The sequence below is a fragment of the Mesorhizobium sp. LNJC394B00 genome (assembly GCF_000502555.1).
Lineage (GTDB): Bacteria > Pseudomonadota > Alphaproteobacteria > Rhizobiales > Rhizobiaceae > Mesorhizobium.
Window position 1 is genome coordinate 1 of record NZ_AYWH01000016.1, and the last position, 14,471, is coordinate 14,471.

Genomic DNA, 14,471 nt, shown 5'->3' on the forward strand with positions numbered 1-14,471 from the left:
CTCTTCATCAGTCCGTCCTTCGATCAAGGGCCGGACTCTAATCTCAGATGGAGGAAATTCTTAGGGGCAGGTCATCGAGATGACGATATCGGCCTGGTCCTCACCCACAGATTGATTGATAGCCCACAAAAGGCGCTTTTCGCCCTTGCTCTGCACCAGGTTGACGAACATGGTTAGGTGCCCGCCCTCTGCGGTTTTGGCGAAGTCGACCACCGATTCCCAGCTATTGAAACCGAAAAAGTCGGCGACGTCTGTTGGGCGCCCTTCCTTCAAGTCTCGCACCCCCCACAACAACTCCTTCAGGTCATTGTTGTCGCCAACGAGATGGGTTTTGCGACCATCGTCAATGCAATCGATCAGCGCTGTCATGACGTTCGCATTGGTTCTCGCCAGAATGGCATTAGGCTTGCAGGTCCCGACCCTGCTCGACAAAGCCGGGTTACCAGTCAGTGGCACGCTTTCGCCGAGTCGCTGCAGGATGCCTCATGTGCAATCTCAGGACCGAATCGAAACGACCGCGTTAAGCTAACAACCGCATCGGTCTCGATCGCCTCCGTCGCATTGATCGCGCCACGCCATTCGTAGATCTGCTGATAGCGATCCCCAACATAGACAAGTTGGGCGTCTTGCCTCTTCAGAACGTCCAGGACCACGGGATTTGTGTCCTGTGCCTCATCAAGAAGAATGTAGTCGGCCGAGATCTGCGGCTTGGACAGCCCCCAAAGCTTCAGAAATCCGTCAAAACCCAACGGGATCGCGTCCTTCGCATCGCACATGCGCCCCCACAGATGCTCGGCGTTGTTGCGCGCAAACTCATTCACTGCATCTAACGTTTCATCGCTCGCCGCAAGCAGCGATCCGTGGCGCGGTACATGCGCGTCAGAGATTTCCTCGTCCCCGCTTTGGGCAAAACGTCTTACAGTCTGCTGGATCAGATAGGCTTGCGACACCGGCTGTAGGGAGTGGTCACGGTCGACACGCCATGCCTTCTTGAGTTCGAGTATCTCTGCGAGCTGCTTTGCGCTGACCTTTCCGGCAAACTTGTCCTTGGTTTTCTTGAAGTCAGAGTGAAGAGACTTCAGTGCCAGGCTATGAATTGTCGAGCAATCCACCGTGGAAGGAAATTTCTCGCGGGCATCCCCGACAATAGCCTTGTTGAAAGCAATGTATTGGCCACGAGTGCGGGTTCCGTGGGCAAGGAACTGCAGGGTTGAGGTTTTCCCCGTACCGGCATAGGCATTGATGCGGAGCGATCCGCCAGAGAGGAAGGCATCGATGGCCTGTTCCTGCTCTCCGGTGGGTTTGCGCTTCCCTTTCGTGACCGGGGCCTGCGTGTGTACAACGCGGGGCTGTTTCTTGGAGGCTTTGGAGGCGTGTTCGAAAAGATCCGCCTGCTTGACATCCAGTGCAGATTTGGCACGGACCAGTAGCTTTCCCGCCCGAGCGGTACTCCTGACTGCTGCCTCACTCGCGATGGCCTTGATGGCCTTACTGTCTCCGTTCGCCGTGGCCTTTTCCAGCATCGTCTCAAGCTGGTCTATCCTCAACGAAATAAAAGGTCGCTTCATGCCAAATCCCCTCGGTAGAATTCGTCCTTAAATGGGATCGAAGTCAAGATCGAGGCCAAGGTCTAGCGACAGTGACTGGAAAGTTGACGGTTTCAGCAATGTAGGAGGCGATACGGCCTGGTGCCGAAAGCAGATCAGGATTAACCAGATCGGTGAAACTGAGCTTCCGGACTGTCAGAAGGGCGCTGGTTTAGGAATTGCTAATGTTGATGGCCGGCCACGCATAGGTTTTGAGCGCCTCCCTTTTGCTCAGCAATCGGAATTGCCCGACGGTCCATCACCATTCAGGTGGCATCGACGGGAATGGAAGCCAGTGGGCTGGGATACTCTTTTCGATGGCACAAGAACGAAGCCTTGAAGACCGCCTCGGTTTGGTCTCCCCCAAGTTACTGGCGGCCGAGGTCTGGCTGCCGACCTTGGTGTCCCTAGACAAGGTCGAATTGTGTCAGGCGCTGCGGCGGGAACTCTCCCAGGTCGGCGACCTCGCGTTGAGGGCCATCGCGGCCGGCAAGACTCAACAAGCGGTGAACTGGCTTGTGCTCGGATTCTATTGCGATCAGTCGATCGCGAGAGAGGCTTTGGGGACCTCGGGTGCCTTTCGCAGCTCGAAGTATGGCTACAAGGCCCAGAACCTCTTGGACGTTTTGATCGCTCTTGATCAGACAGGCGCGGAGTTGCCTTTATCTGAGGAGGTTTGCACATATCTCGCATCGGTGAAGGCGCTAGCCAATCTCGCCACTCCGATTCATCATCTGGACCAGACTCTTCGGCAGTTTCTAAGGCGTAATGCCGACACTGCGTTGAAATCAGTAGTAGCTAGGATCGATGCCACATTCATGACTGGCCACCAGGCCGACCATGGAGTAAACACGGAGGATTTCAGCTTCTATTCGAAGGAAGACTTGGCTGAAGGCGCGTCCTACATCGTTCATTGCATTGACACCGAGATCGGTATCGAAACTAAACAATTTAACAAGATGGCCGAATCGAAGATATCACGCGGACTTTTCGATAGGATTATCGTAAAGGCTTGCAAAATACGCCGATATTGCGAGGCGGAAATCCTTGTCGATGCGTTCAAATATCAGGTTCACACGAGTAAAAGGAAATTTAGCGTATCAGCACCAACGCCTGAATTGGAAAAGAGTATACGATTGGGATATATACAAGAATATCAAGCACGTAGCCGGATGCAATTTGAAAGAATAAAGACAATTAAAGGAGGTGCTGTTTCCGTATTTGACATCGCTGATAAATTATACGATCGATCGCGTGAAGAGGTGGTAAAACTCACCGAGCAGCCTTTTAGTCGTTATACATTTAATCTGCCGGATGTGCCGTCGTTGCGGGCACTGTTTTCTAATGATGCTTTTACAGCTGAGGAAGTAGTTTATCTTCGCGATGTCGTAAATACAGAACTGGTAACATGGGAAGAGCTGGAGCGTTTTGAGCTCCGCCCTGGCTTGTCGCTTCTCGACGTCGCAAAAGTCTATCGACTTTTCCTGTTTGTCGCCCGCCTTGCGACGAGGCAACTAGAACCTCTGTTGAGCCATGACCCCGCCATTGCTTATCGCTCGTTGATTCCGGTGTTTAAAGAAGGGGTGTTGAGAGGGCTTTTGGGTTGGTGTCTGAGACCCGAACAAATCGACGACGTGCTAGGCCTCTTATCCTGGAAGCCAGGTAGCGCAGGCGTGTTTGATCTTCAGTATCGGCCGATCATCCGAGGAGAGGATGGCCATCTCCTTGTGCCTATGCATATCGCAGGGATGGCCAACTGGTACCGAAACCTCGTCCACACCGGAAAAATTCGCCTCACTGACTCGGTTGAACAAGAAGCCGCTTCTCGTGCGTTGACGCATGCCCTGCAGCGCCATTGCGAACACGTGCGAGCGGAATATGAGACCGTACTCAACGGTCAACGCATCGAGATTGATGCAGTCTGTCGGTTTGGGGAATATCTGTTTCTGTTCGAGTGCAAACATTCACTGCTGCCCTGCAACGTGCACGAATTGCGAACTTCGTTCAAACACGTTCGTACAGGCGCTGGCCAACTCGATCGCGTAAGCCATTTGCTCTCGGATCCGAAAATCGAGGCCGAATTCTATCGTCGGTTGGGATGGAGCGTTGGTCCTGCGGAGGAGATTGTGACCTGTATCGTCTCCTGCAATGGCATGTTCTCCGGCCTTCGGGTCGACGGACACCCTGTGAGACGATGGGCTGAGTTGCTGAACATGATTGAAAAGGGGGTTGTCAGAACTGTAGAGGTGTCGGTGTTCGACGACGGCTCCGGACTAGACGTCCGCACTGAGAATGTCGTTGAGCGGAACCTTTGGAATGCTGCCCAGCTTGATCCCAAATTCCTCTATCAATACCTCAAGGAGGATAGCCTCTCTGCGATGCTCTTCGACGCGATGGTCGAACATGAAGAGGCCTATTCAGTGGGGGATACGGTACTCTCGTTTCGCAGCTATGCTCTCGATGCGAACGCGGTCACGGATTCGATTGCCGAGCTCTCGGACAACTCCTCAGCGTAGGTTGGAATAGCCGGTGTGGCCGCATAACGCCCAGACCAGACCGCGGTAGAAGGTTGGGCGGGCGATCCTGGGCGGCTCCACCTTGTTGGCCACTAACTAGGTAGGCGGCATTGTTGTAGCCCTGGCTGCATCGGGAGCTGATGCCGGCGATCTGCATGGCGAGGGTGCATCTGTGCACCCCGATGTCGGCGCAGCGCCACAAGACTGACAAAGCCGATGGGCTCGGCACCGCCATGTGACGCGCGCCGGCGGGTCCCGCCAAGCCCACATCAAAAACGCAGAGATGCTTCCGAACGGAGCTTCTCTTGACCCACCGCTGCAACTTGAAAGACAGGTTCCTCGACCTGGAGAGCGCCCATCCATCATTCGCGGAAGGCGTTTGGCATCCGCTTGAGCAAAAGTCGGTCGCGGTGCGTTCGAGTAAGCTGTGGCTGACGATCCGCTGTCGGCTGAGCTGATGGACGCCATGCTGCTGTCACGCGCGGGGCTGTGGCGATAGTATCGCCAGCTGCACGATCTCGTCGTAACAATCGTCGCGCGCAGCGAGCCGTGCCGCGCTTCATGGCCATCCCCGGCGTCGCCCCGGTGACGGCGCTGTCGTTCATGATGGCGATCGACGATCCGGCGCTCTTCCGCTGCTCGCGCGACGTGGCGGCCTACTTCGGGCTGACCTCGCGGCGCTGGCAGTCGGGCACCTCGATCGACGTTTAGAGTCGCATATCGAAGGCGCGTTTGCCGATCGGTAGCGCGCTGGTCGTCTACATCGCCCTGCAGGTTGGCCGGCGTGTGCAAATCATCCCTGCTGACGCTCGTTGAGCAATTCAGGCCGCCTCCGGCTGGCGTTTGATCAGCGTCAGCGTCAACCAGCGCGCGGTCAGCGCCGGCTTTTTCGAGCCCTCGATCTCAATCGTCACGCTCAGCGCCGTCTGCACCCAGCCCGACGGCCTGACCTTGATGTCGTCCAGTACGAAACGGGTGCGGATGCGCGATCCGGTTTTCACCGGCGCCAGGAAGCGCAGCGATTCGAAGCCATAGTTGACACCCATCTTGCAGTTTTCGAGCGGCCGCATGGTCTCGAAAGTCATCGCCGACAAAAGCGAAAGCGACAGAAAGCCATGTGCGATGGTGCCGCCGAACGGCGTCTCGCGCTTGGCGCGCTCCGGATCGCAGTGGATGAACTGGTGGTCATCGGTGGACTCGGCGAACTGGTCGATCATCCGCTGCGAGACCACCCGCCACGGCGACACGCCGACTTCCTTGCCGACGCTGGCCAGAAGCTCGTCGAGACTGATCGGTTCCAAGCTAATGTCCTCCATTTCAACCGTCCGAAGCGCGACGGCTTCATTCCGTGAACAGTGTCAGCCCATGCTGCACCGACTGCCGGCCATCCATCGGCAGGATGGCCCCGGTGAGATGACTGCCGTCACAGCTGCACGAATAGAGCGTTCCGCCGGCATCTCATTCGGCGCACCGATGCGGCCGATCCGAACATGGCTGCAGACGAGCCGGCTTGTACTCGGTCGCGGTGCGCGTCCTGCAGGCCGCCGAAAGCAGCTCGTCTTGCTACGGATGATCAGTCCGCCGGCGCCGCTATGCGGTATTGTCGCAGATTGATAAAATCAATTCTCTGGATAGGAACCATCCGTGTCTCGAATGGTGGAGGAGTAGTCCAGCAGACGGGGTAGCTTGTCGTCCTTCTTGAAGGGCGCCCACCTCATTGGCCGCTAGCTCTGAGCCGGCAAGAAGCGCCAGTTCAATGACATTGGGTGTCGACACGGCAAAGCGGCATCAGATGCTACTTCATGATGCGGAATGGCGCTTGCTTCAAGAAGCGCTCGGCCTGACGTGGAAGCCAGCACCGGATCTGGAATATCGATATGCGCCCGATACTCGCGCAGCACAGCGGCAACCGCAGCGACGATGATCTCAGCCGTTGCGAGCATGCCAACCTTGGTGCCGGCCACTCTGTTAGCTTGAAGCGCAGCGCGCATTTGATCCGTCACCAGACCGGGTTGCGTAACTTGGATTTCCAAGGCGTCTTCCTGGGTTTGCACCGTCAGCGCGCTGACAGCAAAGGCAGGTGCGCACGTCAAGGCAAGCGATCGTCTCGATCTCGCGGGCAATTCCAGCCCCACCGCGGGAATCAGACCCTACAACAACGAGCAGATGCGGTTCTCTCCCAGCTATTGTTCTGTCTTTCGATCCATTCTCGCGTGCGCGCTTCTGGGGCGTCGTTCAGCGCAAGGTCGGTGACCACGGCTGCGCTTTCGGCGCCAGCCTCGAAAAACGCCTTCGAGCCGGTCAGGTTGAGGCCGTCCATGGAGACCAATGGGATCGGCGCGACCTGGTGCTTCCACTCGCTGATCCGCTCGAGCCCTTGCGACGCCCATTCATCTTCTTGAGGCTAGTTGGATGGACTGGGCCGAGCGCCACATACTCCGGCTCGGCCACTGGCGCAGTTCGGTGTGATCGTGGATCGAAAGGCCGAGCTTCAATCCGGCGTCAGCATCGGCGGCAGCCAAATCCTTTTGACCAAGATGGACGAGTCGCAGCCTTCCTCGATTGCCGTGCGCCAATAGTCGTTGACGCTCACTTGGCAACCATGGACCGCGCAGGCGTCGTTCGCGCGGCGGATTTCCGTCTGCAGTCCTTTCTCGTCCATATCCTTTATCCGGAGCTGCAGCAGACTCACGCCGAGCGGCGCCAGCCGGTCAACCCAGCCGGCACGTTGAAATTCAGATAGAAGGGATCGAGCTTCATGAGAAGACAGCCCTGCCGACCGTCGGTGAGTAGCGCGGTTCGAGCATTCCAGTGCTAGCTTCACGAATGTCGACCGCCCTTGCCGAACTCACAAGCCATGCCGACCGGATCGGCCGCCCTCGGGACCGCCGGTGTTCAGGAGCACGGCGTCAAACCCGAGCTCCATGACGTCGCCGCGTACGACGGCCGTCCGAGCCACGCATCCACAATCAAACGGAATGTAGGGGAAATGTCCGCGCATCAACTGGACCTCGGAGCTCAACGCTTCATCGCATTAGAATGAGCGTTCGAAACGCAGGATACCGCCGACACTGCTCTTCTTGTTGGCATGGGCCCAGTTCACTTCGGAAGCTTTCACCTTTCCGACGGCGGAGCCTCCGTAGCGGTCGTAGTCGAGTTCAGCCGTAACTGTGAAATCTGGAAGAAGCGCATAGGCGACGTTCGCAGCGACACCATAGTTCTTGAGCTGATCACCCGAGAGCTGAAGGTTGAACGAAGTTGTCCCGTTGACCTCGTAAGCGGCGCCAGCCCAGAAAGCCCAGTTCCCGCCCCAAATCTTATAGAAGCCGCGACCATGAGCGTCGATCGCGTTCATGGAGTCGTCGTTGAGCTTGCCATTGGAACCGTAGCCGAACATTCCGAACAGCAACAGTTCGTTGGTGACATTGATGTCGACACGGACCTTGGCGGCTACCGATTCGTAGTTGCTATCATAACCAGCAACGCCGGTGATCGCTCCCCAGCCATGTGTGTATTTCAAGCCGCCGACTATGTGCGGAGCGTAGTTGTCGATTGCGCCCACCACGCCTGAGCCTTCTTCGAGCGAAACCACGGCGGAAAAGCCGTTCGCGGCGTCGAAGTAGTACTGGACCACATTGGTATCCAAAGCGCCGTACGGAACCGGCGTCTGGTTGAGTACGTCACCCGCGCCGCCAATAAACTTGTCGAAGGCCGACCAGTCCTTACCAACTCGGAGGCCACCAAGCTGAATCCAGGCGAAAGTCAAGATGCTGTCTCCGTTGAAGGCATAGGACCGAGAACTGTCCGAAACCGAAGTGTGGCGGTTACCGAAATTCACGCGGGTTTCGGTGTAGGTCTTCAACGTGCCGAGTTCGGTCTCCTGGCCGGTCCAAGCTTTCAGTGTGAAGCGCGTGTTGTTTTGCCATGTACCCTGATCCTCACCAGTCCTCACATCTGAGGTTCTTGCGTGGTAAAACAATCCGACATCGCCGAAGCCCACGTAGTAGCTAAGATAGCCGCCGATGCGCAGGCAGGTCTCGGTGCCTGAAATATAGACGTAGCTGGAGCCGTAGACGTCGCAGATCTTGAGGTACTCAGTGGGATCAGGCTCGGGGACGATGATCACGGCGCGAGCGTCCGAAGCGGCGATCAGTGCCGCAGTTGAGCCGAGGAGGAGGCTCCCAAAGGTCATTGTTGATCTCCGTCTAAATGGTAAAAGGAATCGAGACCGATAAATGATTTTTGCTAAGCAAACGATTGATAGCGAATCAAGATTAATTCTAGGAGTGTTGCTGCAACTGCCGTGCTAATGCTTAGGAGAATTCAGAATGTGGTTGAGACTTGCTGTCACATTTATTAAGCATTTATCACTCCAGACGATCATACAACATTTTTGTACAATTACCCTTTTCACCTCCGCGGCGGGCCTCACAAAGGGTGCTACTGCAAATGACGTGCCACCGTGACGACCCAGCTGCGGCTGAAGCTCAAATTTGCGGGCGGACCTTGGTTCGCGCTTCCGTTCTTTTTGCCTTGCGGATCCACCCAAGCACGAACGGCAAACGTTTCGGCTACGGTTCGTCTGTTCGCTTCGCGACAGTTTGGCTTAATGGCGACGGCATTGTTTGCTGTGAGCCCCGCCGTTGAGGCATCATGCGGCGGCCACCGCTCGGTACGACGCCGTCACTTTGGCGAGCTGATGGTCGATAACCACGCGCCGCAGCCTTGCACCACTGAGTCGGTAGGCGCCAGCCTTGGCATTGCGGCGGACCTGACGGTCGCGTCGAGCAGGTTTTCGTGCTGAAAGCGGCGCGGCACAGCTAATGCTTCTTGCCAGCAATTCACACAACGAGCTCATCGAGACGGCAGAGATCATTATGGGCGGTGCTAGCTGGCGTGCAAAGTCTGGACCCAACACCGTATTGTCTCATCGGATGCGGCATCTGCGCTCAGAAGAGTCTCCCACGCGCAGATGAAGGGAAGGGACGTCGAACAAAACGGTGCGCGTGAGGGTTTCGGCGGGAACACCATCGTCAGTCGCTGACCGAGTGCGCTCAGACCATCGCTGTCCGGCCAAGACTGAACGGCGCCCATTGCTAAAAAATTTCGAGCCCAAAGCGGAACGGACTGACATAGCGCAAAGACGCAGGCGAGCGCAGCGGTAAGGTTGGATGTTATCAGCATGGGACGGTGACCGTTGCAGACCACGAAATTTCGAGAGGCCCGGCTGCCTTGGTACACTATCTATCCGGCTGTGTCGGAGTTCTCTGGGGCGGTCGGCGCCGAGGCTTATGAGGAATGGCTCAGGAACCTGCCGGCTGATGATCCGGTGTCACTCTACCTGCACGTTCCGTTCTGCCGATCAGCCTGCTGGTATTGCGGCTTCCCAACCACCATCACCCGCCGTGATGCGCCCATCCTCATCTATCTGGCGGCGCTGCGAGACGAGATCCGTCTGGTTTCGGAGCGAGTGCCGAAGACGTTGCCCGTGAGCGACATACATTTCGGCGGCGGAACGCCGTCTCTCATCGGACCAGCCGAGTTCCTCGCTCTGATGGAGTTCCTGCGATGCCGCTTCGCCATCTCGAAAACAGCTACGGTCGCCATCGAGATCGATCCACGAACACTCACGCCCGAGATGGCGGAAGGCTTGGGAGCGGCCGGCGTGAACCGCGCGAGCCTGGGCGTACAGAGCTTCGATCCCATTGTTCAAAAAGCGATCAACCGAATCCAGAGCGAGGCCCAGACGTCGGCTGCCGTGGAAGTGCTGCGCCGGCATGGAGTAAGCCGCATCAACTTCGACCTCATCTACGGCCTGCCGCGTCAAACGGTGGAGTCGTGCGTCGAAACAGTGAGGGCGGCGGTCGCCATGCGCCCCGACCGGCTTGCCTTGTTCGGCTACTCGCACATCCCATCCCAAGTAAAGAATCAGCGCCTCATCGAGGCGGAATTTCTTCCCGACAGCGCTGCCCGCGCTGAACAGTATGCGGCTGTCGCCGTGACGCTGATTGCCGCCGGCTACCGACAGATCGGGCTCGACCATTTCGCCTTGCCGGACGACGAGCTCGCGCTGGCACAGGAAACAGGTCGCCTGCGACGTAACTCGTTGGGCTACTCGGCCGATACCTGCAGAACCCTGATCGGTTTCGGCGCGTCGGCTATCGGCCGCATCGGCCAGGGATACGTTCAAAACGAAGTTACACGGGATTCCTACATCCAGCACATCGCAGCTGGCCGACTGGCTACATCGAAGGGCCATCGCCTCACAGACGACGACCGCGTGCGAGCCGCAATTATCGAGCGATTAATGTGCGATTTCGAGGCTGACGTGCCGGCAATCTGTGTCGCCCACGGATCTGATCCGATCCGTCTTCGCGATTCGGCTGAGCGCTTGGCCATGCTGGCCAAGGACGGGATAGTGGACTTCGAAAACGGCTTTGTCCGCGTACGGCGGGAGCATCGCTTTGGGATTCGCGCTGTCGCTGCCGCATTCGATGTGTTTAGGGATGGCGTTACGTATATCCCGCAGCAGCTTAATGCGATGCAAAGCACGACATAGTCCGGCATCAATGTCTCCGCTTGGAACCGCCGGCCTACTTGCCACGCCGGCCGGGCGCTGGTCTGGCAAGTGTGCTTTCCGTTTGCCAATGCGTTCGTTCCCGGCCCTCACGGGGCGGCGAGTCCCTGCCGTGAGCGCCTCACCCGCGAGGCTACATGGCGGCCGTGGAGATTACCTCAGCAGCGGCGCTCGATCGGAAACCTTAGCACCTCAGCGCTTTGGCGTGGCTGCTTGAACTCTTCGACGGCAACCGCCTCAATTAGCAGGTCCAAGGCTTCGCGGCCCCTTTGACTCATCGGGTCATCCCCACGAAGGTAGTCATACGCTCGATCTAAATGCACTCGGGCGGCGGAAAAATCGCTTATCATATCATAGAACCCTCTCTACCCGCCCGCATTGCCGTCTACGAGGTGAAGGTAGTGCAATCGTCAATATATACAGACAAATTTGAATTAAATCGGAGATGATCATGGAGGTCGAGTTCCCTGACCTGATGCCGCCATCGAGCCCGTCGACGACCACTCGCTGGCGCTCGGTCGGTTCATAAAATGCCGAGCACCCCGTCCCGAGACCACCTCTGAGCTCCCTCCTTCGATGCTAGACGCGTGGAAGACATGGCTGCGCCGCCGCTGCGAGAATGGCGTGTCCCATCGCGCGGCGGCTGCATAGTGGGCAGCCAGCGCCGGGAGCTAATCGGCAAAGCCGCGTGTGGCGATTGTTGGATAGCGGGCGCAGGCGAAATCGCCACGCCCGTCCAGCATGTCCGATGCCGCGTAGGCCGCCAGGATCCCTGAGCGGAGTGCATGCACGATCCCGCGTGATGACAGTGGATCGGCACAGAACAGGCAGTCGCCCGCCGCGACCCAGCGGTCACCGGCGGCGGGATCGATCGTTGCGGTTCCCGCCGCCTTGATCATGCTGGCGGTCTCGGTTGCGTTGGGCGGCACGAGCGGCGCGATGGACTGCGTTGCGGCTAAGGCGCGGTACCAATGTCCGGCTTTGCGCAGTTCGCTGCCCAGATTCGGATCGGTGAGGCACGCGCAAGTCGGCGCTGTACCACCAGCCTTCGGGACGCGCCTCGACGACCATGCTGCAATCGCCCGGTGCGCGGTCGAAAAAGCGTGTGTAGGCGGCAAGATGTCCGTGCATGGTGAGCTTGGCGCCGAAACATCGCGCCAGCCTCCAACTGCGACCGGTCGCCCAAACCACGGCGCGGGCAACGATAGCTTCATCGGCCAGCTTGAGCAGCCAGCCTTGATCGTCGCGAACTGCCGAACCCACGGCCGAGCCAAACCGCGTGTCCACACCTGCCGCCTTGGCCGCCTGCACCATCAGCCGGTCGGATCGCGTCCGGTCGAGTTGCCAGCCGGCACCTTGAGCGGAAAACATGCCGTGCCGCTCGCTGGGAACTTCATTGGCCCACACCGAAACAAGCGCACGAATTTTCAACGAAACCGGCCTCGGCGAACGGCGTCCAGACACCAAGCTGCCGGCAGCAGCCCATTCGCTACTGCCGGCAGCACCTCTCCCGGCTTTGGCCGATCATGCCTTCCTGCTTCCAGCAACAGCACGCTCCGCGGGTGCATCGTTGCCAACGCCAGTCCGGATGTGGTCGCCGCCGAACGTGATCGTCTCAGCGAGCTGGCGGGACAAAATGCCAACCTCAAGATAGCGTTGGCCCGGATCAGCGAGGCGGGCTGAGGAAGACTTTAAATTCAAAAGGTGACACGCGGCAATAGTCGCGTGCCGCTGCAGCCCCAGGCTCCGCTTCACGGTTGGGACCGATCGGTCGCACTCTCAGCCTGTGGTTCTTCTCTGCCACCCATCATCGAATTTCGGTGGATTGTCCGTCTCCCGCACCGGTTTGAGCGCGATAGACAAGAATCGCGTTTTCTGTGCCGGCCGGGCTTCAATGACGGGGATGGCGAAAAGCTGAGTGCTCGGGCTTGCGGGCCGAGCTTGTCGGTCGCTCGATGGAAAGTGTCATCTGAGGCGCTTCCTCTCCCGCGTGCAACTGGAAGACACGCTCATCCAGTTCCTTGTCCACTTCCGTCAGACGATGATTGAGGCGAAGGTAGTCCGTCCAGGTCGGCGTGCGGAACGTTTCCGTCCAATGCATAGGCTTCTGCAAGTTCCGCTGGAGCGTCCAATTCCGAGCACCGACCCGGCTGTGTACATGACGCCGCTGCCGCATGAGGTCGAGGAAGGCCTCGAGATTTCTCTCGGCAATCAGATATTCGACCTTGACCACGATCGGGCCGCTTCTCGGCTTCAGATTGAGAGCGACAGCCGGGGCATCGAATTCCTCCAGAGGATCGGGCTCTGAGTCGCGGCGCTCGCGAAGAGGAAACAGAACGCCGGCTGCAGCGACGAACATCAGGGAGGCAGCGGAACCCTCCAGCGCCAGGGCCAGCGAATGGTTTTCGGCCACCGTGCCCCACACCCAGCTGCCGAGCGCGATGCCACCATCTATCAAAGCATAGTAGATCGAGATGGTGCGCCCCACGACCCAGCGCGGGCTTGCCAGCTGCACGCTCACACCGACCCCTGACCACGCGGTGACCCAGCCCGCGCCGCCCAAAGCGAGTGCAATTGCCGCCACCCCGATCGAAGTTGTCAGTGCCAGGGAAAGTGAGCACGCCGCGCAGGCGACGCAGGAGAGCCTCATCAGCCGCTCCTGCGACAAGCTCCGTCTGAACAGGCTGTTGGAGAGGCCAGCGAAGACGGCTCCGGTTCCGAAGCCGGCCATGAGCGCGCCATAGGCGAGCGGGCCTCCTCCCAGCTGATCGCGGACAACCACCGGCAGCAGCGCGAGTATGGCAATGCTCGCCAAGCCAAAGAGGGTTCCGCGCGCGATCGCGGCCTTGATTTCCGATGACATCGCCGTGAAGCGCAGCCCGTCATAGATCGCCGTCCTCATCGACTCGCGTGGAAGAGGGGAAGAACGAACCTTCCACTTGCAGCGCCAAATAGTGGCCAAGGGTACGAAATAGGTGAGCGTGGTCAGGGCGAATGCCGCCATGAGGCCAAATGAGGCAACCACAATGCCGCCGAGCGCCGGGCCAACAGTCCGGACGGTGTTGAAGCCGACAGAAAGCAGGGTGACGGCAGCGGGAACATCGCGTCGATCCACGATATCGCCAACCGACGCTTGCCAGGCCGGATCATTGAGAGCACCGCCGCTTGCGATCAAGAAGCTGAAGCCGAGGATCATCCACGGACTGACAAAGCCCAGCGCCACGGACGCGGTCAGCATCGCGGACGCAATCACCATAAGGCACCGACCGGCGAACATGACCCGGCGCCGGCTGAAATTGTCGGCGAGAGCTCCGGCGAAAACGGACAAGACGAAAGCGGGCAGGTTCGATGAAGCCTGCACCAGCGCAACCATCAGATCGGAAGTCGAGATCGTTGCCATCAGCCAGCTGATGGCGACAGTCTGCATCAACCAGCCGAGGCTCGAAACCTGGGTGGCGAGCCAGATCGAACGAAAGGTGGGCTGCAGAAGTGGCCCAAAGGTCGTTGGTGCAGCCAAATCTTCGTTTGATCCAGCCACCCTACTCATTTTGCGAACCTTTGCTTTCCGTTATTGTCGCTTCCCATGTAATCTAGGCTGAACCGTGGCGGCTGGAAGAATAGATGGAACCCATTTGCCCGACAAATGTGGCCACAGTTCCTCCTGACCAGTGGTTAGGCGGCCGAGACGCAGAAATGGGCCGGCTCACTCGCCTTCGACCACATCTTGGTGAGCCGGGATTCACATGTCATTTGAGGCACCATGCTTGATCGACGCGCTGCCGAGCGATGCCT

Annotated in this window: 11 protein-coding genes and 2 pseudogenes; 4 read left to right on the plus strand and 9 right to left on the minus strand. The window is 58.5% G+C overall.

Features of this window, described 5'->3' with window-relative positions:
* Positions 1 to 60 precede the first annotated feature (60 nt).
* Together X751_RS136400 and X751_RS136395 are read right to left on the minus strand one after the other, a co-directional pair.
* Complete coding sequence (locus X751_RS136400) at positions 61 to 369, minus strand: hypothetical protein (RefSeq protein ID WP_023746262.1); 309 nt, start codon at positions 367 to 369, stop codon at positions 61 to 63.
* A gap of 77 nt (positions 370 to 446) precedes the next feature.
* Positions 447 to 1,568, minus strand: a complete 1,122-nt coding sequence (locus X751_RS136395; protein WP_023746263.1) for a UvrD-helicase domain-containing protein — start codon at positions 1,566 to 1,568, stop codon at positions 447 to 449.
* Positions 1,569 to 1,903: 335 nt separating this feature from the next.
* Here X751_RS136395 and X751_RS136390 point away from each other — a divergent pair, with 335 nt between their 5' ends.
* Both X751_RS136390 and X751_RS1000000166400 read left to right on the plus strand, forming a co-directional pair.
* A complete protein-coding gene (locus X751_RS136390; RefSeq protein WP_023746264.1) occupies positions 1,904 to 4,102 on the plus strand; it encodes a hypothetical protein in 2,199 nt (732 codons plus the stop codon).
* 543 nt (positions 4,103 to 4,645) lie between these two features.
* Positions 4,646 to 4,795: pseudogene (locus X751_RS1000000166400) on the plus strand (transposase); the annotation flags it as partial.
* A gap of 128 nt (positions 4,796 to 4,923) precedes the next feature.
* On the opposite strand, the gene X751_RS136385 reads toward X751_RS1000000166400, so the two are convergent.
* The 4 genes and pseudogenes from X751_RS136385 to X751_RS136380 form a co-directional block, all read right to left on the minus strand.
* A complete protein-coding gene (locus X751_RS136385; RefSeq protein ID WP_023746267.1) occupies positions 4,924 to 5,418 on the minus strand; it encodes a MaoC family dehydratase in 495 nt (164 codons plus the stop codon).
* Positions 5,419 to 5,826: 408 nt separating this feature from the next.
* Positions 5,827 to 6,237 carry a bifunctional hydroxymethylpyrimidine kinase/phosphomethylpyrimidine kinase gene (locus X751_RS1000000168250; RefSeq protein WP_348524590.1) on the minus strand — a complete coding sequence of 137 codons (411 nt, stop codon included), beginning with the start codon at positions 6,235 to 6,237 and terminating at the stop codon, positions 5,827 to 5,829.
* A gap of 8 nt (positions 6,238 to 6,245) precedes the next feature.
* Positions 6,246 to 6,862: pseudogene (locus X751_RS01000000164445) on the minus strand (thiamine phosphate synthase).
* Between the two features lie 274 nt (positions 6,863 to 7,136).
* Positions 7,137 to 8,294, minus strand: a complete 1,158-nt coding sequence (locus X751_RS136380; RefSeq protein WP_023746270.1) for a porin — start codon at positions 8,292 to 8,294, stop codon at positions 7,137 to 7,139.
* Between the two features lie 1,005 nt (positions 8,295 to 9,299).
* Between X751_RS136380 and hemN the strand changes: the two genes are divergently transcribed.
* Positions 9,300 to 10,661: an oxygen-independent coproporphyrinogen III oxidase gene (gene hemN / locus X751_RS136375; RefSeq protein ID WP_023746271.1), complete on the plus strand. Its 1,362-nt coding sequence runs from the start codon at positions 9,300 to 9,302 to the stop codon at positions 10,659 to 10,661.
* Between the two features lie 176 nt (positions 10,662 to 10,837).
* Here hemN and X751_RS1000000168255 read toward each other — a convergent pair whose 3' ends face one another.
* Both X751_RS1000000168255 and X751_RS1000000167270 read right to left on the minus strand, forming a co-directional pair.
* On the minus strand, positions 10,838 to 11,029 hold the full coding sequence (locus X751_RS1000000168255) for a hypothetical protein (protein ID WP_023746272.1): 192 nt from the start codon (positions 11,027 to 11,029) through the stop codon (positions 10,838 to 10,840).
* 321 nt (positions 11,030 to 11,350) lie between these two features.
* Positions 11,351 to 11,578, minus strand: coding sequence for a hypothetical protein (locus X751_RS1000000167270; RefSeq protein WP_156936424.1), 228 nt, complete (start codon positions 11,576 to 11,578; stop codon positions 11,351 to 11,353).
* Positions 11,579 to 11,798: 220 nt separating this feature from the next.
* On the opposite strand from X751_RS1000000167270, the gene X751_RS1000000167655 reads away from it, so the two are divergent.
* Positions 11,799 to 12,362, plus strand: coding sequence for a hypothetical protein (locus X751_RS1000000167655; protein WP_198022482.1), 564 nt, complete (start codon positions 11,799 to 11,801; stop codon positions 12,360 to 12,362).
* A gap of 208 nt (positions 12,363 to 12,570) precedes the next feature.
* On the opposite strand, the gene X751_RS136365 is transcribed toward X751_RS1000000167655, so the two are convergent.
* Positions 12,571 to 14,226 carry an MFS transporter gene (locus X751_RS136365; protein WP_031247368.1) on the minus strand — a complete coding sequence of 552 codons (1,656 nt, stop codon included), beginning with the start codon at positions 14,224 to 14,226 and terminating at the stop codon, positions 12,571 to 12,573.
* Positions 14,227 to 14,471 lie beyond the last annotated feature (245 nt).

Coding starts and splice junctions, on each gene's coding strand:
- X751_RS136400 (WP_023746262.1), bottom strand. CDS start 369: ATGACAGCGCTGATCGATTGCATTGACGATGGTCGCAAAACCCATCTC.
- X751_RS136395 (WP_023746263.1), bottom strand. CDS start 1,568: ATGAAGCGACCTTTTATTTCGTTGAGGATAGACCAGCTTGAGACGATG.
- X751_RS136390 (WP_023746264.1), top strand. CDS start 1,904: ATGGCACAAGAACGAAGCCTTGAAGACCGCCTCGGTTTGGTCTCCCCC.
- X751_RS136385 (WP_023746267.1), bottom strand. CDS start 5,418: ATGGAGGACATTAGCTTGGAACCGATCAGTCTCGACGAGCTTCTGGCC.
- X751_RS136380 (WP_023746270.1), bottom strand. CDS start 8,294: ATGACCTTTGGGAGCCTCCTCCTCGGCTCAACTGCGGCACTGATCGCC.
- X751_RS1000000168255 (WP_023746272.1), bottom strand. CDS start 11,029: ATGATAAGCGATTTTTCCGCCGCCCGAGTGCATTTAGATCGAGCGTAT.
- X751_RS1000000167270 (WP_156936424.1), bottom strand. CDS start 11,578: ATGATCAAGGCGGCGGGAACCGCAACGATCGATCCCGCCGCCGGTGAC.
- X751_RS1000000167655 (WP_198022482.1), top strand. CDS start 11,799: ATGTCCGTGCATGGTGAGCTTGGCGCCGAAACATCGCGCCAGCCTCCA.
- X751_RS136365 (WP_031247368.1), bottom strand. CDS start 14,226: ATGAGTAGGGTGGCTGGATCAAACGAAGATTTGGCTGCACCAACGACC.